16 protein-coding genes are annotated in these 19415 nt (G+C 70.8%); 11 read left to right on the forward strand and 5 right to left on the reverse strand.

All coding sequences use genetic code 11. From position 1 onward, the window contains the following. Nucleotides 1–155: 155 nt before the first annotated feature. Complete coding sequence (locus ACH34Q_RS44840) at nucleotides 156–1619, reverse strand: hypothetical protein (protein ID WP_395989363.1); 1464 nt, start codon at nucleotides 1617–1619, stop codon at nucleotides 156–158. Nucleotides 1620–1939: 320 nt separating this feature from the next. On the opposite strand from ACH34Q_RS44840, the gene tig reads away from it, so the two are divergent. The 4 genes from tig (at nucleotide 1940) to clpX (ending at nucleotide 6587) form a co-directional block, all read left to right on the forward strand. Beyond that, complete coding sequence (tig, locus tag ACH34Q_RS44845) at nucleotides 1940–3451, forward strand: trigger factor (RefSeq protein WP_395989364.1); 1512 nt, start codon at nucleotides 1940–1942, stop codon at nucleotides 3449–3451. A gap of 329 nt (nucleotides 3452–3780) precedes the next feature. Next, nucleotides 3781–4413: an ATP-dependent Clp protease proteolytic subunit gene (locus tag ACH34Q_RS44850; protein WP_395989405.1), complete on the forward strand. Its 633-nt coding sequence runs from the start codon at nucleotides 3781–3783 to the stop codon at nucleotides 4411–4413. 81 nt (nucleotides 4414–4494) lie between these two features. Next, complete coding sequence (locus ACH34Q_RS44855) at nucleotides 4495–5139, forward strand: ATP-dependent Clp protease proteolytic subunit (RefSeq protein WP_395989406.1); 645 nt, start codon at nucleotides 4495–4497, stop codon at nucleotides 5137–5139. 173 nt (nucleotides 5140–5312) lie between these two features. Further along, on the forward strand, nucleotides 5313–6587 hold the full coding sequence (gene clpX / locus ACH34Q_RS44860) for an ATP-dependent Clp protease ATP-binding subunit ClpX (protein ID WP_395989365.1): 1275 nt from the start codon (nucleotides 5313–5315) through the stop codon (nucleotides 6585–6587). Between the two features lie 170 nt (nucleotides 6588–6757). On the opposite strand, the gene ACH34Q_RS44865 is transcribed toward clpX, so the two are convergent. The 3 genes from ACH34Q_RS44865 to ACH34Q_RS44875 all read right to left on the reverse strand — a co-directional run bounded on the left by ACH34Q_RS44865 (nucleotide 6758) and on the right by ACH34Q_RS44875 (nucleotide 9156). Further along, complete coding sequence (locus ACH34Q_RS44865; protein ID WP_395989366.1) at nucleotides 6758–7426, reverse strand: response regulator; 669 nt, start codon at nucleotides 7424–7426, stop codon at nucleotides 6758–6760. A 48-nt stretch (nucleotides 7427–7474) separates the two neighbouring features. Then, entirely contained in the window at nucleotides 7475–8257 is a 783-nt protein-coding gene (locus tag ACH34Q_RS44870; RefSeq protein ID WP_395989367.1) for a sensor histidine kinase, read from the reverse strand. A gap of 191 nt (nucleotides 8258–8448) precedes the next feature. Beyond that, a complete protein-coding gene (locus ACH34Q_RS44875; RefSeq protein WP_395989368.1) occupies nucleotides 8449–9156 on the reverse strand; it encodes a hypothetical protein in 708 nt (235 codons plus the stop codon). A gap of 139 nt (nucleotides 9157–9295) precedes the next feature. Between ACH34Q_RS44875 and ACH34Q_RS44880 the strand changes: the two genes are divergently transcribed. Further along, nucleotides 9296–11965, forward strand: a complete 2670-nt coding sequence (locus ACH34Q_RS44880) for a valine--tRNA ligase (RefSeq protein ID WP_395989369.1) — start codon at nucleotides 9296–9298, stop codon at nucleotides 11963–11965. Between the two features lie 52 nt (nucleotides 11966–12017). Beyond that, nucleotides 12018–12863, forward strand: a complete 846-nt coding sequence (locus ACH34Q_RS44885) for a hypothetical protein (protein WP_395989370.1) — start codon at nucleotides 12018–12020, stop codon at nucleotides 12861–12863. Here the strand turns inward: ACH34Q_RS44885 and ACH34Q_RS44890 are convergent. Next, nucleotides 12860–14158 carry a hypothetical protein gene (locus ACH34Q_RS44890; protein ID WP_395989371.1) on the reverse strand — a complete coding sequence of 433 codons (1299 nt, stop codon included), beginning with the start codon at nucleotides 14156–14158 and terminating at the stop codon, nucleotides 12860–12862. The genes ACH34Q_RS44885 and ACH34Q_RS44890 overlap by 4 nt on opposite strands. Before the next feature lie 59 nt (nucleotides 14159–14217). On the opposite strand from ACH34Q_RS44890, the gene ACH34Q_RS44895 reads away from it, so the two are divergent. From ACH34Q_RS44895 to ACH34Q_RS44915, 5 genes are all read left to right on the forward strand, one after another. Beyond that, entirely contained in the window at nucleotides 14218–15588 is a 1371-nt protein-coding gene (locus tag ACH34Q_RS44895; RefSeq protein ID WP_395989407.1) for a bifunctional folylpolyglutamate synthase/dihydrofolate synthase, read from the forward strand. 14 nt (nucleotides 15589–15602) lie between these two features. Then, nucleotides 15603–15950: a DUF4233 domain-containing protein gene (locus tag ACH34Q_RS44900; protein WP_395989408.1), complete on the forward strand. Its 348-nt coding sequence runs from the start codon at nucleotides 15603–15605 to the stop codon at nucleotides 15948–15950. A 161-nt stretch (nucleotides 15951–16111) separates the two neighbouring features. Then, nucleotides 16112–17512, forward strand: a complete 1401-nt coding sequence (locus ACH34Q_RS44905) for a hypothetical protein (RefSeq protein ID WP_395989372.1) — start codon at nucleotides 16112–16114, stop codon at nucleotides 17510–17512. Nucleotides 17513–17608: 96 nt separating this feature from the next. Continuing rightward, nucleotides 17609–18019, forward strand: coding sequence for a nucleoside-diphosphate kinase (gene ndk, locus ACH34Q_RS44910; protein WP_395989373.1), 411 nt, complete (start codon nucleotides 17609–17611; stop codon nucleotides 18017–18019). Between the two features lie 198 nt (nucleotides 18020–18217). Next, nucleotides 18218–19252, forward strand: a complete 1035-nt coding sequence (locus tag ACH34Q_RS44915) for a rod shape-determining protein (RefSeq protein ID WP_395989374.1) — start codon at nucleotides 18218–18220, stop codon at nucleotides 19250–19252. Nucleotides 19253–19415 lie beyond the last annotated feature (163 nt).

A 19415-nucleotide genomic window follows, 5' to 3' on the forward strand; every position in this document is an offset into this window, starting at 1 on the left:
CACACCCAACACGACCTGGACGAGGTCGCCCGCGAACTCAACGCACGACCCCGCCAGACCCTGGACTGGAAAACCCCAGCCCAAGCCCTCAACCAATTCCTCGTTGCAACAGCCGCTTGACATCGCCCGCATGGGAAAGGCGAACACGCCACGAGTCAACCGGGCGGGCGGCGCTCGTTCTCCGCTTCCTGCTCGGGCGGGTAGGGCTGGACGATCCCGTACGGGCCCGTGCCGAACTGCTCCTGGATCTCGTACGCGTCGTCGTCGAAGGGATCGGGCCCTCCGTACGGCCCGCGCCCGAGCGGATCCCGCGCGTACGGGGAGGGCTTGGGCGGCACCGGCGGGGGCTGCTGACGACGGCCCGCGTCCCCGTACCCGGCCTCTCCGCGCCCGGCCTCTCTGTACCCGGGCTCTCCCTGCCCGCGCTGCCCGGTGAAACCGCTGGGTGAGGCCTGGCCGAACGCGTACGGGCCCGAACCGCGATCAGGGGCCAAGTGCCCGGCCGAGGAACGCGGCGTACCGCTCGGCCCGGGCGGTGCCTGCCCCTTCGGCCGATCGAACGCGCTGCGCCCGGCGGGCGGCGGCCCGTCGGCCGGTGTCGGCGCCGACAGCGGCTGGGGAAGCGGGCCGGAACCGGCCGCGCGGCCCGGGCCGAACCGGGCGAGGGCCGGCTCGCCGAACGGGTCCCGCGCCGGTGGCACCTGCCGTCCAGGCCGTCCGGCCGCGCCCGCGACCCGTACATCGTCGGCCGGTTCGGCGGGCTCGGTGACCGGGCGGTGCCGGGGGAACTGCACGACGGCGATCACGCCGAGCGCCAGCGCGGCCACCCGCATCGCGAAGTACCGCGGCTCGTCCGGCCACGGCTCCCCGTACAGCAGCGTGCCGGTGACCAGCAGGTGCGTCTTGGCGCTGACGGTCATCACCGTCGCCACGACCGAGACCCGGCAGCGCTGGAAGGCCATCATCAGGATGCCGAACCCGATCGTCGCGGACACGACCGTCACGTACGGGTAGGGCGTGAGCAGGCTGCCGAGCCCGAGGCCGGAGTCGCTCCAGCCCTTGATGCTCAGCTCGGCGGTCCCGATCGGGATGCCCGTGCCCAGGCCGTACGCGATCCCGGTGATCGGGCGGGCGTGCCGCCCGTCCGGCCGGCTCTCGCCGGTGAGCAGCACGACCAGCGGTACCAGCAGCGCGGGCGCCACGACCACGGCCAGCTGCCATACCGGCACGTCGGCGGCGGTGATCGGCGGCGGGTTGCCGATGGACGCGGCGATCAGCCCCATCGCGGCGGCGATCAGCAGCAGGCTGAGCCACTCCCGCCCGGTCAGCCGCTCGCCGAAGAACACCAGCGCGATCAGCAGCAGCGGGACGACCCCGGACATGAAGATCGGTACGGCGATGCCCAGCGACACCTCGGTCAGCGCCAGGATCTGCAGCCCGAGCCCGCCCAGCACCAGGGCGAGGCCGGCCAGGAAGACCCAGTCGAAGAGGATCACCCGGGCCAGATGCAGGATCCGGTCGCCGCGCAGAGGTTCCATCCGGTCCGCGGCGAGCTTGAAGACCGCGAAACCGACGTAGTACAGGCCGGTGGCCCCGAAGGCCGCAACTATCCCGTTCATCCTGACCGAGTATGGGGGCGCCGGTGCTCAATGTCACACACGCGCAACACATAGGTGATATCCAAAACTTATAAGAATCTGTCTGGTATATCCGTAGCTGCGGTGGGTAGCCGGACCCTCACGTTGGAGCCGGTGTCGCGGACGGCGGCGGGCGGATGTCCGCAGTCCCCGCCGCTACCCCATAGACTTGGCGCGCGAACGCGCGGACCCGTTATTCGGCGTGCCCGCGCCCGCCACCATGAGAGCTGGAGATTCCGGCTGGCTGAGTACGCGTCGAACGCCGCGGCCGAGACAGCGCCCGATCAAGGAGACCTACCCCAGTGAAGACCGATGTCGAGGAGCTGACCCCCACGCGGGTCAAGCTCACCGTCGAGGTACCGTTCGACGAGCTCAAGCCGAACCTCGACAAGGCGTACAAGGAGATCTCGCAGCAGGTGCGGATCAAGGGCTTCCGGCCCGGCAAGGTCCCCGCCCCGCTGATCGACAAGTACGTCGGCCGGGGTGCGGTCCTGCAGGAGGCGGTCAACGACGCGCTTCCGGAGCTGTACGGCCGCGCCGTCGAGGAGACCGAGATCTTCGTCCTCGGCCAGCCCGAGGTCGAGGTGACCGAGCTGGACGATGGCAACCAGTTCGCGTTCACGGCCGAGGTGGACATCCGGCCCAAGTTCGAGATCCCCGACTATGACGGCCTCGAAGTCACCGTCGACGACGCCGAGGTCGGCGACGAGCAGATCGAGGAGGCCCTCGGCAACCTGCGCGAGCGGTTCGCCTCGCTGACCGCCGCGAACCGCCCGATCGAGGAGGGCGACTTCGCCACCATCGATCTGGCCGCCACGATCGACGGCGAGGAGATCGAGGACGCCTCCACCACCGGCTACTCCTACGAGGTCGGCAGCGAGTCGGCCATCGAGGGCCTGGACGCGGCCCTGCTCGGCCTGTCGGCCGAGGAGAGCAAGACGTTCACCAGCACGCTGGTGGGCGGCGAGCGGGCCGGCGAGGAGGCCGAGATCACGGTCACCGCGCAGAGCGTCAAGGTCAAGAACCTGCCCGAGCCGGACGACGACTTCGCCCAGATGGCCAGCGAGTTCGACACCATCGACGAGCTGCGCGAGGACGTCCGGACCCGGCTCGCCCGGCAGGTGCGGCTGCAGCAGATCTCCGACGCCCGGGACAAGGCCCTGGAGGCCCTGCTGGAGCGGGTCGACATCCCGCTGCCCGACAAGGTCGTCACCGAGGAGATCCAGCGCCGCGAGCAGCAGCTGGACCAGCAGCTGCAGATGGCCGGGATGACGCGGGCCGACTACCTCAAGGACGAGGAGAAGTCCGAGGAGGACTTCGAGACCGAGATCGCCGAGGCCGCGCGGCTGGCGGTCAAGGGCGGCTTCCTGCTCGACCAGCTCGCCGTCCAGGAGGAGCTCGAGGTCCAGAACGAGGAGCTCAGCGAGTACGTCGTCTCGCAGGCGATGCAGATGGGCGTGCAGCCCCAGCAGCTCGCCCAGTACCTCACCGAGAACGACCAGCTCCCGGCGATCGTCTCGGAGGTGCTGCGCAGCAAGTCGCTGAACCTCCTGGTCGAGCACGTCACGGTCAAGGACGAGTCCGGCAACGAGATCGACGTGGAGGCCGTCCGGCGCGAGCTGAGCGGCGACACGGGCGAGACCGTCCAGGCCGCCGAGTCCGAGACCGCTGAGGCGGCCGAGGGCGACGACGACGCCGAGACCGGCGCGACCGGGACCGACGCGACCGGGACCGAGGCCGCCGAGGCCGAGGCTCCCGCCGCCGAGGCCGCGGACACGCCCGAGGACGAGAAGGAAGAGAAGAAGGACGCCTGAACCGGTGTTCCGGACGGCGGATCACGCCCCCTGCGCGGGGCGTGATCCAGGGCCGCGTGCCCGGCCGTCCAGCGGTACCCGCGTGGAGCGACGAACGCCCCGTGCCCCTCACCCGGGCACGGGGCGTTCCCCGTTCAGCGGGATGTTCATGCTCGGGGGCCCGGGCCGCCGGCGGCCGGATGGATTCCAGGTCTGCCCGTCCAATGAGATGTTCATGCCCGGGTACGCCCCCAGCGAAAAGCAGGGCCTGCGGGCTTAACCGGGCCCTGTGGCGCGTTAATGTCCAAGCATCCGAACCGATTAAAGGACCGGAGGAACACCCGGTGAGCATGCCTCCGACTTTCGACGAGTCGTCGCGGATCCAGGCGCGGGTCGCCGAGGCGCCCCTGCTGCCCTTGGGCGACCAGCTCTTCCAGCGCCTGCTGCGCGAGCGGATCGTCTTCCTCGGCCAGCAGGTCGACGACGACATCGCCAACCGCATCTGCGCCGAACTGCTGCTGCTGTCCGCCGAGGACGGCCGCCGCGACATCACTCTCTACATCAACTCGCCCGGCGGCTCCGTGACCGCCGGAATGGCGATCTACGACATCATGCAGTACGTGCCCAACAACATCGTGACGGTCGGCATGGGCCTGGCCGCCTCGATGGGGCAGTTCCTGCTCTGCGCCGGCACGACCGGCAAGCGCTACGCCCTGCCGCACGCCCGGATCATGATGCACCAGCCGTCCGGCGGCATCGGCGGCACGGCCTCGGACATCAAGATCCAGGCCGAGCAGATGCTGTACGTGAAGAAGACGCTCGCGGAGAAGATCGCCGAACACACCGGGCAGCCGCTCGAGCAGATCGAGAGGGACTCCGACCGCGACCGCTGGTTCACCGCCGAGGCGGCCAAGGACTACGGATTCGTGGACCACGTGGTGCTCAGCGCGACCCAGGTGCCCTCCGAGGGCACGGTCTCTTGACGGCCTGAACGAGTTTACGGAGGCACCCCAATGAGCGACCTGACCCGGCCGGGCTTCAACGATCTGATCCGTCCCGGATTCATGGGCGGCGGCGCGCCGATGCCCGTGGACAACCGCTACATCATTCCGTCGTTCGTCGAGCGCACCACGTACGGGGTCAAGGAGATGAACCCGTACAACAAGCTCTTCGAGGAACGGATCATCTTCCTGGGCGTGCAGATCGACGACGCCTCGGCCAACGACGTGATGGCCCAGCTGCTCACGCTGGAGTCGATCGACCCCGATCGCGACATCAGCATCTACATCAACTCGCCCGGCGGCTCGTTCACCGCCATGACGGCGATCTACGACACGATGCAGTTCGTCAAGCCGGACGTGCAGACCGTCTGCATCGGCCAGGCCGCCTCGGCCGCCGCCGTGCTGCTGGCGGCCGGTACGGAGGGCAAGCGGGCGGCGCTGCCGCACTCGCGGATCCTGATCCACCAGCCGGCCACCGAGGGCACCTACGGCCAGTCCAGCGACATAGAGATCCAGGCCCGCGAGATCATGCGGATCCGCGATCTGCTGGAGGAGATCCTGGCCCGGCACAGCAACAAGACGCTCGAGGAAGTACGGCACGACATCGAGCGGGACAAGATCCTCACCGCCGCGGAGGCCAAGGACTACGGTCTGGTGGATGACGTCTTCCAAAGCAGGAAGCGCAAGGCCGAGGTAGTGTCGTCCTGAGACGGCAATCGGACCTGGTAAGCCCTCAGCCCGGCCGTCATACTTCCGGGCGAGGGGCTTACCCAGTCCGCTGGAGGCGGTAACGTCGAGACCAACGTCGAAGGCCTTCGGGACGCAACCGAGCTGCGCCGCATCCTCCAAGGCGGGCGGCCCCACGAAAAGGAGACAGTTGGGTGGCACGCATCGGCGACGGTGGTGATTTGCTCAAGTGCTCGTTCTGCGGGAAGAGCCAGAAGCAGGTCAAAAAGCTCATCGCGGGTCCGGGCGTGTACATCTGCGACGAGTGCATCGATCTCTGTAACGAGATCATCGAGGAGGAGCTCTCCGAGACCTCCGACCTCAAGTGGGACAGCCTGCCCAAGCCGCGGGAGATCTACGAGTTCCTGGACTCCTACGTCATCGGGCAGGACACGGCCAAGAAGGCCCTGTCCGTGGCCGTCTACAACCACTACAAGCGCATCCAGTCCGGTGACGGCGGGCGGGAGGACGCGGTCGAGCTGGCCAAGTCCAACATCCTGCTGCTGGGCCCCACCGGGTCGGGTAAGACGCTGCTCGCGCAGACCCTCGCCAAACTTCTGAACGTCCCGTTCGCGATCGCTGACGCGACCGCGCTGACGGAGGCCGGCTACGTCGGCGAGGATGTCGAGAACATCCTGCTGAAGCTGATCCAGGCGGCCGACTACGACGTCAAGAAGGCCGAGACCGGCATCATCTACATCGACGAGGTGGACAAGATCGCTCGCAAGAGCGAGAACCCCTCGATCACCCGGGACGTCTCGGGTGAGGGAGTCCAGCAGGCACTGCTGAAGATCCTTGAGGGCACCACCGCGAGCGTTCCGCCGCAGGGCGGCCGCAAGCACCCGCACCAGGAGTTCATCCAGATCGACACCACCAACGTGCTGTTCATCTGCGGTGGCGCCTTCGCCGGCCTGGAGAAGATCGTCGAGTCCCGGGTCGGCAAGCAGGGGATGGGCTTCGGCGCGGTGATCCGCTCCAAGGCCGACTTCGACGAGTCGTCGGCCTTCCTGGGTGACGTGATGCCCGAGGACCTGCTGAAGTTCGGCATGATCCCCGAGTTCATCGGCCGGCTGCCGGTGATCACCAGCGTGCACAACCTCGATCGGGAAGCCCTGATCAACATCCTGACCGAGCCCAAGAACGCCCTGGTACGCCAGTACCACCGGCTGCTGGAGCTCGACGGGGTCGATCTGGAGTTCACCGACGACGCGCTGGAGGCGATCGCCGACCAGGCCATCCTCCGCGGTACCGGGGCCCGCGGGCTCCGCGCCATCCTGGAGGAGGTCCTCCAGTCGGTGATGTACGAGGTCCCGAGCCGGCAGGACGTGGCCCGGGTCGTCATCACCCGGGAGGCGGTCCTGGAGCACGTCAACCCGACGCTGGTCCCGCGCGAACGTACCAAGCGGGAACCCCGCGAGAAGTCGGCCTAGCGGCCGAGCACCACGTCAGGACGCCCCTCCCCGGAGGGGCGTTCGGCGTTTCGCATGCCCCCGCCGAGGCCGGAGACCGCCGAGGCCGGGCGCTCTCCAAGGACAGGTACCGCCAGGGACAGGCGCTGCCAGGAACGGGCGCCGCCGAGGATGGGCGCCGCCAGAGCGGATCAGGTCGCGGAGTTGCGGGGGGATTCGCCCAGGCCGGCCTCGCGGGCCATCACGATCGCCTGGGCGCGGTCGGCGACGTGCAGCTTCATGAAGATGTTGCTGACGTGGTTGCGGACCGTCTTCTGGCTGAGGAACAGCGTCGCGGCGATGTCCTGGTTGCTGCGGCCCTGCGCGACCAGTTCCAGCACCTCCCGCTCCCGCTCGGTCAGCTGCGGGAACGCGTTCTGCCTGGGGTCGGGCATCTCGGTGAAGTACGCCAGCACCCGGCGGGCGATCTCGGGGCCGTAGATGGCCTCGCCGGCGGCCACGGCCCGTACCGCGCGGCCGATCTCCTCGGCCCCCGACTCCTTGAGCAGGTAGCCGCGGGCGCCGGCCCGCATCGCCGCGAAGACCGAGTCGTCGTCGCGGAACATGGTCAGCACCAGGACCCCGATCCGGGGGCTGGTACGGGTGATCGTACGGGTGGCCTCGATGCCGTTCCCGCCCGGCATGTGCAGGTCCATCACGACCACGTCGGGCTGCAGCTCGGCCGCCATCCGTACCGCGTCGGGACCGCACACGGCCTCGCCGACGACCTCGACGCCGAGCGCCTGCAGCAGCCCCTTCAGGCCCTGCCGGAAGACCGGGTGGTCGTCGGTGATCAGGACCCGGATGGTGTCGCTGCTCATCCGCTGCCCGTGCCCGTGCTCATGCCCGTGCTCATGCCCGCGCCGTGCTCATGGTCGCCCTTCGCCGGTGAATGCCCGATGGTAGCCGGGCACCGCCAGTGGCAGCCGGGACGAGACGATCGTGCCCACGCCGGGGCGCGAGGTGACGGTGCAGCCGCCGCCCACCTCGGCGGCCCATTCGCGCATCCGGGCCAGCCCGCCGGTCGGCGGCGGGCCGCCGCCGCGGGCCTGGTCGGGCAGTCCCACCCCGGAGTCGGCGATCATGATGTGCAGGTCGGCGTCCCGGCTGATCAGCACCAGCGCGGTACCGGCCCGGGCGTGCTTGCGGATGTTGGCCAGGGCCTCTTCGACGATCCGGTACGCGGCGACCTCGACGGCGGCGGGCAGCCCGGTCCGGTCGCCGTCGAACCGGATGTCGACCCGTTCGCAGCAGCCCTCGGCCAGTGACTCGATCGCCGCCACCAGGCCCAGGTCGTCGAGTGCGGGCGGGCGCAGCCCGTACGCCATCTCGCGGATCTCGCCGACGGTGGTGGCCAGCCGGTCGCGCAGCTCGGTGAGCACCGGCTCGATCCGTTCCGGCTCACCGGCGAGGGTGATCCGGGCGGTGTCCAGCGACATCGCCAGGCTGGCCAGGGTGGGGCCGAGCCCGTCGTGCAGGTCGTGCCGCAGCCGCCGCCGCTCCTCCTCGCGGGTGGCCAGGATCCGCTCGCGGGAGCGCTGCAGGTCGGTGGTCAGCCGGGCGCGGTGCGGACCGTTCGCCAGATGCGCCGCCGCCGCGCCGGCGGCGAAGGCCGCCGCCAGCGCGACGGCGCGCGCCACTACCGATCGCATCCCGGTCCTCCCCACTCGTCTCCCGCCGCGTCCGCACGCGCCACGCGCGTCGCGCGGGTCTCCAGCCTGGCCGGTACGGCGACCCGGCGTCAGGTGACCGGAGTCCCGACCGCGGCGGGAAACCCGGTCATGGTGGGACTCCGGCCACGCCCGAACCGGAGAACGGAGGAAGTGGAGGAACGGGCGTCCCGTCAGCTCTCGACGTCGTCGCGCATCCGGCGCATGACGTCGGCCACGGTGCTGAACAGGTAGCTGCGGGAGGTCGTCAGCGAGCTGCTGTCGGGCACCGGCATGAGCGTCCCGAACGACGAGCCGGTGGCCCAGGCGCAGATCGCGGTCGAGTAGGTCGACAGCGAGGTCTGCCGGTTGCGGACCGTGGCGCACACGGCCTCGCCGTCACCGCCGGCGTTCGCGAGCGGGATGACACTGGTGGAGACGTTGCTCCCGGTCTCCTGGTCGACGGCCCGCCTGAACATGCTCGTGAGGTCGTCCGGATCGAAATCCCCGGTGCCGCCCACGAACAGGTACTTGTCCGAGCCCGACTCGTACACCGCGCTCTTGACGTTGCTGATCCGGTAGTTGGTGGCGCGCCGGATGATCGAACGCTGCGAGGCCAGCTGCGCGGAGATCCGGCTCTCGGTGGCGTAGTCGCGGCTCATCCCGCCGGCGGTGCTCGGCGTGCTGATGGTGTGCGACGCGTTCGCGCCGATCACCACGACGACGACCAACACGATGAAGACCAGCAGCACGAAGCCGCCGGCCAGCAGGCCGATGATCAGGCCCGTGCCGGACGAGCGGCGCGGTGGGGGAGGTGCGTAGGGGATCGGGCCGGGTGCGCCGTATCCATAGCCGCCGGGAGGGGGACCGCCGGGCGCGGGAGGTGGGTTCCAACCGCTCATCATCGACTCCTTGTCAGGGCCGGACCGCAGCCCAGGGGCTGCTCGTCCGGAGTTCTTCGTCCATCATCGTCCCGATCCGTAGGACGCAACAGGACGTCATGGCGTTCTCCCTTTTCGGAGACCCGTAGAATCCGGTCCCGTGACAACGCCCAGCCATGAGCGCGGCCCGGGGGCCGCCGACGTCGACCTGCCCACCCAGTACCAGCCTGGGAACGTCGAGACAAAGCTCTACGAGCGCTGGGTAGCCGCCGGCCACTTCACCGCGGATCCGTCCCGGCGCCCGGACGCCCCCGCCTACTCCATCGTGATCCCGCCGCCGAACGTGACGGGCTCGCTCCACATGGGCCACGCCCTCGACCACTCCATCCAGGACGCGCTGATCAGGCGGCGCCGGATGCAGGGGTACGAGGCGGTCTGGGTTCCGGGGATGGACCACGCGGGCATCGCCACCCAGAACGTCGTCGAGCGCGAGCTGGCCAAGGAGGGCCTGTCCCGGCACGACCTCGGCCGCGAGGCGTTCGTCGAGCGGGTCTGGCAGTGGAAGGGCGAGTCCGGCGGCCGGATCCTCGGCCAGATGCGCCGGCTCGGCGACAGCGTCGACTGGACGCGCGAGGCGTTCACGATGGACGACGACCGCGCCCGCGCCGTCCGCACGATCTTCAAGCGGCTGTTCGACGACGGCCTGATCCACCGCGCCGAGCGCATCATCAACTGGTGCCCGCGCTGCCTGACCGCGCTGTCGGACATCGAGGTCGAGCACGCCGACCGCGAGGGCGAGCTGGTCTCGATCCGGTACGGCTCCGGCGACACCGCGATCGTGGTCGCCACGACCCGGGCCGAGACGATGCTGGGCGACACCGGGATCGCCGTCCATCCCGACGACGAGCGCTACGCGCACCTGATCGGCCGCGAGATCGAGCTGCCGCTGACCGGCCGGACGATCCCGGTCGTGGCCGACGCGCATGTCGACCCCGAGTTCGGTACGGGCGCGGTGAAGGTGACGCCGGCGCACGACCCCAACGACTTCGAGATCGGCCGCCGGCACGACCTGGAGTCCCTGGTGATCATGGACGAGCGGGGCGTGATCACCGCGCACGGCCCGTTCCAGGGGCTGGACCGCTTCGAGGCGCGGCCCGCCGTGGTCGCCGCGCTGCGCGAGGACGGCCGGATCGTCAAGGAGGTCCGCCCGTACGAGCACGCGGTCGGGCACTGCCAGCGCTGCTCCACGGTCGTCGAGCCGCGCGTGTCGCTGCAGTGGTTCGTCACCGTCGCGCCGCTGGCCAAGGCCGCGGGCGACGCGGTCCGCGACGGCCGGGTCGCGATCCACCCGCCGGAGCTGGCGGCCCGCTACTTCGAGTGGGTCGACAACATGCACGACTGGTGCATCAGCCGCCAGCTGTGGTGGGGCCACCGCATCCCCGTCTGGTACGGCCCGGACGGCGAGGTCGTGTGCCCGGGCCCCGACGAGGAGCCGCCCGCTGGATGGACCCAGGACACCGACGTCCTCGACACCTGGTTCTCCTCGGCGCTGTGGCCGTTCTCCACGCTCGGCTGGCCCGACGAGAGCGCGGACCTCAAGCGCTTCTATCCGACATCGGTCCTGGTCACCGGCTACGACATCCTGTTCTTCTGGGTCGCCCGGATGATGATGTTCGGCCTGTACGCGATGGACGGCGTCGTTCCGTTCAAGACGATCGCCCTGCACGGCATGGTCCGCGACCAGCACGGCAAGAAGATGTCCAAGTCGTTCGGCAACGTCGTCGACCCGCTGGACTGGATCGATCGCTACGGCGCCGACGCCACCCGGTTCACGCTGCTGCGCGGCGCCAACCCGGGCGGCGACGTCCCGGTCGCCGAGGAGTGGGCGGAGGGCTCGCGCAACTTCTGCAACAAGCTGTGGAACGCCACCCGCTTCGCCCTGATGAACGGCGCGCACGTGCGCGGCGAGCTCCCGGCCGCCGCCGAGCTCACCACCATCGACGCCTGGATCCTGTCGCGCCTCAACCGCGTGATCGCCGAGGTGGACGCGCAGCTGGAGGGCTTCGACTTCGCCAAGGCCTGCGAGACCCTCTACCACTTCGCGTGGGACGAGTTCTGCGACTGGTACGTGGAGCTGGCCAAGGTGCAGCTCGCGGACGAACGAGCAGACCGGACGCGACGCGTTCTGGGTGAGGTGCTCGACAAGCTGCTGCGGCTGCTGCACCCGGTGATCCCGTTCGTCACCGAGGAGCTGTGGATCTCCCTTACCAAGGCGGTCGGCGGGGGGCCTGCGGGGTCGTCCCCCCAGAGTGACCCGGAGGAGACGCTGACGCGTGCCGAGTGGCCTGCCGCGGACACGTCCCGGCACGCGGATGAGGCCGAGACCCTCGTGGAGTCGCTGCAGCGGCTGGTCACCGAGGTGCGCCGCTTCCGCAACGACCAGGGTGTGAAGCCGGGGCAGCGGGTCGTGGCGGCCCTCGACTTCGGCGGCTCGCCGCTGGCCCCGCACGAGGAGGGCATCCGGACGCTGCTGCGCCTGACCCAGCCGGGCGAGGGCTTCTCGGCCACGGCGTCGCTGCCGGTCGAGGACGTGACCGTACGGCTGGACACGGCCGGGGTGATCGACGTGGCCGCCGAGCGCAGGCGCCTGGAGAAGGACCTGGCCGCGGCCCGCAAGGAGCGCGACCAGACCAGGGGCAAGCTGGGCAACGAGGCGTTCATGGCCAAGGCACCCGAGCAGGTCATCGCCAAGAACCGCGACCGGCTGGCCGCGTCCGAGGCCGACATCGAACGCCTGGTGTCCCAGCTGGCCGCACTGCCCGCCGCCTGACCGGCGATCCCCCGGCCGCCGCAGGCCGGGGGATTCTCTTCAGGAGATCGCGATGACCGAATCCCCTCCCCGGCCCGCCGACGAGGACGCGCCTTTGGTGCCGCCGCCGGCTCCTCCGCCGGCGGCGCCCTGGTGGGCCTCGTCCTCGGTGGAGGTGACCGGCCCCCGGCCCACCGTCGTCGACCCGATCCCGGTCCAGCCCGTACCGGATCCGGGCCACCTGTCCGTCGCCACCGGCCCGCAGCCGCAGATCGGCGGGTGGGCCCCGGCGCCACCGCTTCCGCAGCCCGGGCCCAGCGACACGTCACGGCCCAAGCAGGGCAGGTCCGAGCAGGGCAGGTCCAGGTCCGGGCTGGTGGCGGGCCTGGCCATCGGGGCGGGCGTGCTCGCGACCGCCGCCGTCGCCGGGTTGATCGCGGTGACGGGCGGCGAGGACGTCCCGGTCCGGAAGGTCAGCGCGTCCGCGACGGCGGGCGGCCTGCACAAGGGCGCCGCCGTACCGGCCGCGAGCGCCGCGTACCCGTTCATCGCCGCCGCGGTACGGGCGGGCGGCGTCGAGCAGGCCGCCACCGCGACCGCGATCTACCGCGGGACGGGCGAGCAGAGCATCCTCTTCATCGGCGGCGCGGCCCCGATCGGCGATCCGGCCGCGTTCCTGGGCAAGGCCCATCCCAGCACCGTCATCAAGACCGCGCCGACCACCCCGATCAAGGGCGCGGGACGGCTGTCCTGCGGGACGTTCGCCGTCCTGGCCGCGACGCACCTCTACTGCGCCTGGGCCACCGAGAACTCCTTCGGCTTCGTCGCGTCCAACACCCCGGCCACCGGCGACCGTCTCGACGGGCTCGCCACCCTGACCGGACGCATGCGCGCCGACCTGGAGAAGATCCCCTCCTAGGGACGGAAGAGGCGCTCGGTATCGGCGTCCACCAACTCCAGGATCCGTCCGACGAAGTAGACGGTGCCGAGGGCGACCACCCGCCCGCCGAGTGCCGCGACCGACGCCGGCGTGAGGTCCGCCGCGTCGATCACGCGCCATGCCCCGGGCAGCGGGCGGGAGAAGCGCAGATGCCCGTACGGGAGCCGGACGTAGCTGACGGGGAGATCACCGAGTTCGGCGATCGCCCCGTCCAGGTCCTTGTGGTCGGGCAGGCACACCAGGACGTGGTCGATCGTCCCCCAGCGGGCCCGCGCGGCGGCCAGCGCCACGGCGATCCCGGCCCGTTCGATGGCCGAATCGGCCAGCAGCAGGGTCTCCGTACCGGGTACGGAATGCCAGGACAGGCGGCCGGGCAGCGAGATCGTCGCGAGCGTGGCCCGCAGCCGGTCGGCCGGGGGCGCGGGCACCCCGAGCGCGCCGAGCATGCGCAGCGCGGCCAGGTGGCCGGTCTCGGCGGCGGTACGGGCCAGCCCGTCCGGCAGCAGATCCGGCGGAAGGCCCTCCCCACCAGGCATCTCGGCCCGCGGAACGATCTCCGCGAGAGCCTCGGTGACGTCGGGGGTCTGAGGCGCGGAGACGACGGCCCGCGTGGACGGGCCCGCGACACCGGCCTTCTCCCGCGCGATCTCGGCCGGCGTGTCGCCGAGGACCCCGACGTGCTCGCCGAAGACGGGCGTGATCGCGACCACGGTGGCCGGGAAGAGCGAGACCTCGTCGGACCGGCCGCCCATCCCCGCCTCCAGGACCAGAACGTCCAGATCGGCCTGTCGCGCGTACAGGGCCCCGGCCAGCAGGAACAGTCCGGACGGCGACAGATAGCCGCCGACAGGGGCCGACAGAGCCCGCCTGGCCGTGTCCAGGCGCCCGGCCAGGGCCGTGAACTCCTCCTTGCCGAGGGCCCGGCCATCGACCCGGACCCGTTCCCTGTCGCTTCGGTAGGCGGGGCTCGTGACCGTACAGACCCTCAGGCCCGCCGTCGCGAGGACGGCCGAGGCGTACGTGGCGGCGGTGCCCTTGCCCTTGGAGCCCACGACGGCCAGTACGGGCCGTTCAGGATCGGGTAGGCCTAGGACCCCGGCGAGCGTACGCGCGCGCTCGGGACTGCGGCGCTCACCGGCGGCCCGCCCGTCCCATTCCCGGAAGAAGACCTCGTCGCTCACCATCGCCTCCCATGCTTCCAGCACCCGCTCGCGGGGCCGGTCGGCGCGCCGGGGTACGGCAAGTAGGCTGACAAGGTCACTTTCCGCAGGCATGGAGCATCGTGAGCCAGGTAACCGAGCCGCTGGACTACCGCGCCGCAGTGAGCGCGATCATGAGCCGTGGGGTCGAGTGGGACATCGACCCGACGCTCGACCGGATCCGCGATCTGGTCGACGTCCTGGGCGAACCGCAGCGGGCGTATCCGGTCATCCACATCGCCGGCACGAACGGCAAGTCGAGTACGGCCCGGCTGATCGAGGCGCTGCTGCGCGAGCGCGGCCTCCGGACCGGCCTCTACACCAGCCCGGAGATGACCACGCTGCGCGAACGGATCGCGATCGACGGCGAGCCGATCTCCGAGGAGGGCTTCGTCGCGGCCTACGAGGACGTGCTGCCGTACGTCGGCCTGATCGACGACAAGCACACCACCCGGCTGTCGTTCTTCGAGGTGCTCACCGCCATGGCCTTCGCGGCGTTCGCGGACGCGCCGGTGGACGTGGCGATCGTCGAGACCGGGATGGGCGGCTCCTGGGACGCCACCAACGTGGCCGACGGAACGGTCGCGGTGCTGACGCCCATCGGCCTCGACCACACCCGCTACCTCGGCGACACGATCGAGGAGATCGCCGCCGAGAAGGCCGGGATCATCAAGCCCGACGCGATCGTGGTGCTGGCCCAGCAGCAGGTGGCCGCCGCCGAGGTGCTGCTGCACCGGATCGTCGAGACCGGCGCCACCGCCGTCCGCGAAGGCATGGAGTACGGCGTGCTGAGCCACGACGTCGCGTTCGGCGGCCAGCAGTTGCGGCTCCAGGGCCTGCGCGGCAACTACGACGACATCTTCCTGCCCCTGTTCGGCGAGCACCAGGCGAGCAACGCCGCGACCGCGCTGGCGGCCGTGGAGGCGTTCGCGGGCGGCGCGCCGACCAGGGGAGAGTCCAGCCTGGAGTCGGTCACGCGGATCGCCCCGGGGGAGACCTTCATCGGCGGCGAGACGGACCAGCTCGACCCGGCGCTGGTCCGCAGCGGCTTCGCCAAGTCGTCCTCACCGGGCCGGCTGGAGGTCGTCCGGACCGGCCCGACCGTACTGCTGGACGCCTCGCACAACCCGTCCGGAATGGCCGCGACCATGGCCACCATCACCGAGTCGTTCGGCTTCACCCGCCTGGTCGGCGTGCTGGCCGTGGCGGCCGACAAGGACGTCGCGGGAATCCTCGACCAGCTGGAACCGGTGCTGGCCGAACTGGTCGTGACCCGCAACTCCTCGGACCGCTCACTGCCGCCCGACGAGCTGGCCGAGCTGGCCGGGGGCATCTTCGGCCCCGAGCGGGTCCACGAGGCGGCCCGTCTGGACGACGCCATCGACCAGGCGATGGGCCTGGCCGAGGAGACCGGCGAGTTCCAGGGCGCCGGCGTCCTGATCACCGGCTCGGTCGTCACGGCCGGCGACGCCCGCACCCTCCTCCGCGTGGACCGCAAGCGATGAGCGAGCCGATGAGCATGAGTACCCGTGGGGCACCTAAGAATCCTGCGCGGAGTCTGCTGGCTGCTGTGCTGGCCAGTGAGGCGGTGGTGATCGGGCTGGCGATTCCGGTCGCGGTCGCGGTGCTGAAGGTGGACGGGGCGCTGGCCGGGCTGGTCTGCGGCGGGCTGGCGGTGGCGTGCTTGGTGCTGGCGGGGCTGCTGCGGTTCCCGTGGGCGATCGCGGTGGGCAGCGGGCTGCAGGTGCTCATCGTCGCGACCGGGTTCATGGTGCCGACCATGTTCTTCCTCGGTGTCCTTTTCGGGGCGCTGTGGGGAACGGCCATCTGGATGGGACGCAAGGCGGAACGGTCGGCGGCGCGCTAAATTCGCGGGGACGGCTTCACCATTCGCCCGCCGGAATGCCCGCTGAATCACCATCAATACCGATCAATCCCTGTCAACACCTGTCAACAATGAGCAATTCGGGCATAACCCTTTAATGGGGCAAATAGCTCGGTGGGCGGCGACCTCCTAAGGAGAGCGCCGTGTCCTTCCGTTCCGCCCTCGCCGCACTGGGCGTGGTCCCGCTGGCGCTGGCCGCGCCGCTCGCGGCGGCGCTGGTGCCGCCCGACGCCTCGCTCGAGATCCTGGCCGCCGCGCGCGGCGGGCTGGGGTTGCGGGACGGGCAGTCCGGGGACTTCCTGCGCGCCGCCGGGCTCGGCTTGCCCGCGCTGCTGCCGGCCGTACCGCTGGCCGCGGTCGCGGCGCGCCGGTACTCCGCGCGGGCCGTCCTTCTTGTGGGCCTGTTCCTCCTGATCGCCGGGTTGGTGGCCGTACGGCTCGCCGACGCGGTACCGCAGATCGCGGCCGGACGGCTGGCGCAGGGAGCGGGCGCGGGGATCGCGCTGTCGGCGACGGTCGTCCTGGTGTGGGAACGCGGCAGCCGGTTCCTGGTCGCGCTCTGGGCCGGGGCGCTCGCCGGTGGCCTGCTGGTGGCGATGCCCCTGGTGCTGTACGTGGTTCCGCGCGAGGCCGATTGGCGCGCGGCGCTGGCACCGTTCCCTTGGCCGGCCCTGGTGGCGCTCGCGGCGGCGCTCCTGTGCCTGTGGCGGCCTGACGTCGCGTCCGAGACGCGCCGTTCCGGGGCGCCGCGCCAGGAGGGGAGCCAGGTCGTGCTGCCCGTCGTACCGGCGGCGTGCCTGGCGTTCCTCGCCGTGGCGGCCTCGTACGCGTGGTCGCCCGGCGCGCTGACCGTCGTCGCCTGCATCGCGCTGGTGTCGCTCCTCGGACTCGCGGTGGCGGCGGGGCGCGACCCGTCCACGAGCAGTCCGCTGGGGTGCGCGGTCGTCATGGTCACCGCGGGCCTGCTCGCCTACCCGCTGGCCGGGCCGCCCGCGGGACTGGCCGCCGTGAACGGTTCCGTGCCGGTCGCGCCGTTCCTGGCGGGAGGTGCTGCGGCGCTGGCGGGCGCGCTGGTCACGGTACGGATGTCCGCGGACATGGCGCGGCGGGCCGTACCGGCGGGGCACGTTCTCATCGTCGTCGCGGTGCTGGCGGGGCTTGGAACGCCCGGATCGCCGCTGTCGATGGTGCCGCTGGGTCTCGGCGTGGGAATGGCGCTCGCGGCATCGCTGCGGGACGCGGGTGTCGGCGCGGCGCTGTTCGGACTGGGGCTGTGCTTCCCCGCCGTCCTGACCGGGCAGTTGCTCGTGCTGTCCCTGCAGGCGGGGCAATGGCACCGTGCGAGTCCCGGTACGGCGGCGGAGCGGCTGTCGGCACTGAGCACCGGCTACCGCGACTGGCTCGTGGCGGCCGGGGTGATCGCCGTGCTGCTGGCCGTGGCGTCCTGGCGGCGGCGCGGCGCCGCGCCGGACGGCGCTGCCGCCGAGCGCGATACCGGTGGTGGCAGCGCCGCCGAGGCCCTTCCCGAGCCCTTGTCCGGGTAAGCTTCGCGCGCAGTGGTGCACGGCCCATCCGGCCAGCCCCCCGCGAGGCCCGCGAGGGGCGCGCACGCCCATCCATCTTTGCAAGGAGAACCACCCGTGTCCGAGCGCACTCTTGTCCTGGTCAAGCCCGACGGCGTACGCCGCGGTGTCGTCGGGGAGGTCATCTCCCGGATCGAGCGCAAGGGCCTGAAGCTCACGGCGCTGGAGCTGCGGACGCTGCCCCGCGAGACCGCCGAGGCGCACTACGAGGAGCACGCGAGCAAGCCGTTCTTCGGCGAGCTGGTCGACTTCATCACCGGCGGCCCGCTGGTCGCGATGGTCGTCGAGGGCCCGCGCGCGATCGAGGCCTTCCGCGCGCTGGCCGGCGCGACCGACCCGGTGAGCGCCACCCCCGGCACGATCCGCGGCGACCACGCCCTGGAGATCGGCGAGAACATCGTGCACGGCTCCGACTCCACCGACTCCGCCGCGCGCGAGATCAAGCTGTTCTTCCCGGAGCTGGGCTGACCGCGCACCCGTGAGAGGGACCAGGACACGCGGGCCGGATCTTCCGGCCCGCGTTGTCTTTCACCTAAAACTCACCAGTTCAAGACCGGTTTTTTAGGCAACGCGCGGTGAGGCGGTGCCTGCCCTGCCCGGCTTCGTCGCGTTACGATGGGGGCGCCGCTCTGCACGCCCGTCAAGCATGAAGGGCTCCCTTTCTTCATGGGTAACAAGCTGTCGTTTCTCGGCCGTGACATGGCGGTCGACCTTGGCACCGCGAACACCCTCGTCTATGTGCGCGGGCGCGGCATCGTTCTCAACGAGCCGTCGGTCGTGGCGATCAACACCAATACGGGGAAGATCGTCGCGGTGGGCATCGAGGCGAAGCGGATGATCGGCCGCACCCCGGGCAACATCGTCGCCGTGCGTCCCCTGAAGGACGGGGTGATCGCCGACTTCGACGTGACCGAACGGATGCTGCGCTACTTCATCCAGAAGGTCCACAAGCGCCGGCACTTCGCCAAGCCGCGGATCGTGGTGGCGGTGCCCAGCGGCATCACCGGCGTCGAGCAGCGTGCCGTCAAGGAGGCCGGCTACCAGGCCGGCGCCCGCCGGGTCTACATCATCGAGGAGCCGATGGCCGCCGCGATCGGCGCCGGGCTCCCGGTCTACGAACCCACCGGCAACATGGTCGTCGACATAGGGGGTGGCACCACCGAGGTGGCGATCATCTCCCTCGGCGGCATCGTCACCAGCCAGTCGGTCCGGGTCGGCGGTGACGAACTGGACCAGGCGGTCATCGCGTTCTCCAAGAAGGAGTACTCCCTGATGCTCGGGGAACGTACCGCCGAGGAGATCAAGATGGCGATCGGCTCGGCGTTCCCGGCTCCGGACGAGGAGCCGCATGCCGAGATCCGCGGCCGCGACCTGGTCAGCGGGCTGCCCAAGACCGTCGTGATCTCCGCCGAGGAGGTCCGGCGGGCGATCGAGGAGCCGGTCAACGCGATCGTGGACGCGGTCAAGACCACGCTCGACAAGTGCCCGCCCGAGCTGTCCGGCGACATCATGGACCGGGGCATCGCGCTCACCGGCGGCGGTGCCCTGCTGAAGAACCTCGACGAGCGGATCCGCGAGGAGACCGGGATGCCGATCCACCTGGTCGACAACCCGCTCGACTCGGTCGTGCTCGGCACCGGCAAGTGCGTCGAGGACTTCGAGTCGCTGCGGCAGGTGCTCGTACCGGAGCCCCGGCACTGACGGGCCGGCGGAGCCGTTTGTTGCCTCTGGGGGACCACCCTCAGAGGCAACACTGACCAGAGGCAACACCCATGAAGTGGCGGAGCCGTTCCGGGGGTCTGGGAGACCACCCTCAGGGAAGGCACTGACCCCCCACCCACAGCAGACGAATCGGGAGGTCGGT

Source organism: Actinomadura sp. 9N407 (assembly GCF_044326315.1).
In the GTDB taxonomy this organism is placed as follows: domain Bacteria; phylum Actinomycetota; class Actinomycetes; order Streptosporangiales; family Streptosporangiaceae; genus Spirillospora.

Bases quoted from the DNA above. Each gene is read 5' to 3' on its own strand.
- ACH34Q_RS44840 (WP_395989363.1), bottom strand. From the start codon at position 1,619: ATGAACGGGATAGTTGCGGCCTTCGGGGCCACCGGCCTGTACTACGTC.
- ACH34Q_RS44850 (WP_395989405.1), top strand. From the start codon at position 3,781: ATGCCTCCGACTTTCGACGAGTCGTCGCGGATCCAGGCGCGGGTCGCC.
- ACH34Q_RS44855 (WP_395989406.1), top strand. From the start codon at position 4,495: ATGGGCGGCGGCGCGCCGATGCCCGTGGACAACCGCTACATCATTCCG.
- ACH34Q_RS44865 (WP_395989366.1), bottom strand. From the start codon at position 7,426: ATGAGCAGCGACACCATCCGGGTCCTGATCACCGACGACCACCCGGTC.
- ACH34Q_RS44870 (WP_395989367.1), bottom strand. From the start codon at position 8,257: ATGCGATCGGTAGTGGCGCGCGCCGTCGCGCTGGCGGCGGCCTTCGCC.
- ACH34Q_RS44875 (WP_395989368.1), bottom strand. From the start codon at position 9,156: ATGAGCGGTTGGAACCCACCTCCCGCGCCCGGCGGTCCCCCTCCCGGC.
- ACH34Q_RS44885 (WP_395989370.1), top strand. From the start codon at position 12,018: ATGACCGAATCCCCTCCCCGGCCCGCCGACGAGGACGCGCCTTTGGTG.
- ACH34Q_RS44890 (WP_395989371.1), bottom strand. From the start codon at position 14,158: ATGCCTGCGGAAAGTGACCTTGTCAGCCTACTTGCCGTACCCCGGCGC.
- ACH34Q_RS44895 (WP_395989407.1), top strand. From the start codon at position 14,218: ATGAGCCGTGGGGTCGAGTGGGACATCGACCCGACGCTCGACCGGATC.
- ACH34Q_RS44900 (WP_395989408.1), top strand. From the start codon at position 15,603: ATGAGTACCCGTGGGGCACCTAAGAATCCTGCGCGGAGTCTGCTGGCT.
- ACH34Q_RS44915 (WP_395989374.1), top strand. From the start codon at position 18,218: ATGGGTAACAAGCTGTCGTTTCTCGGCCGTGACATGGCGGTCGACCTT.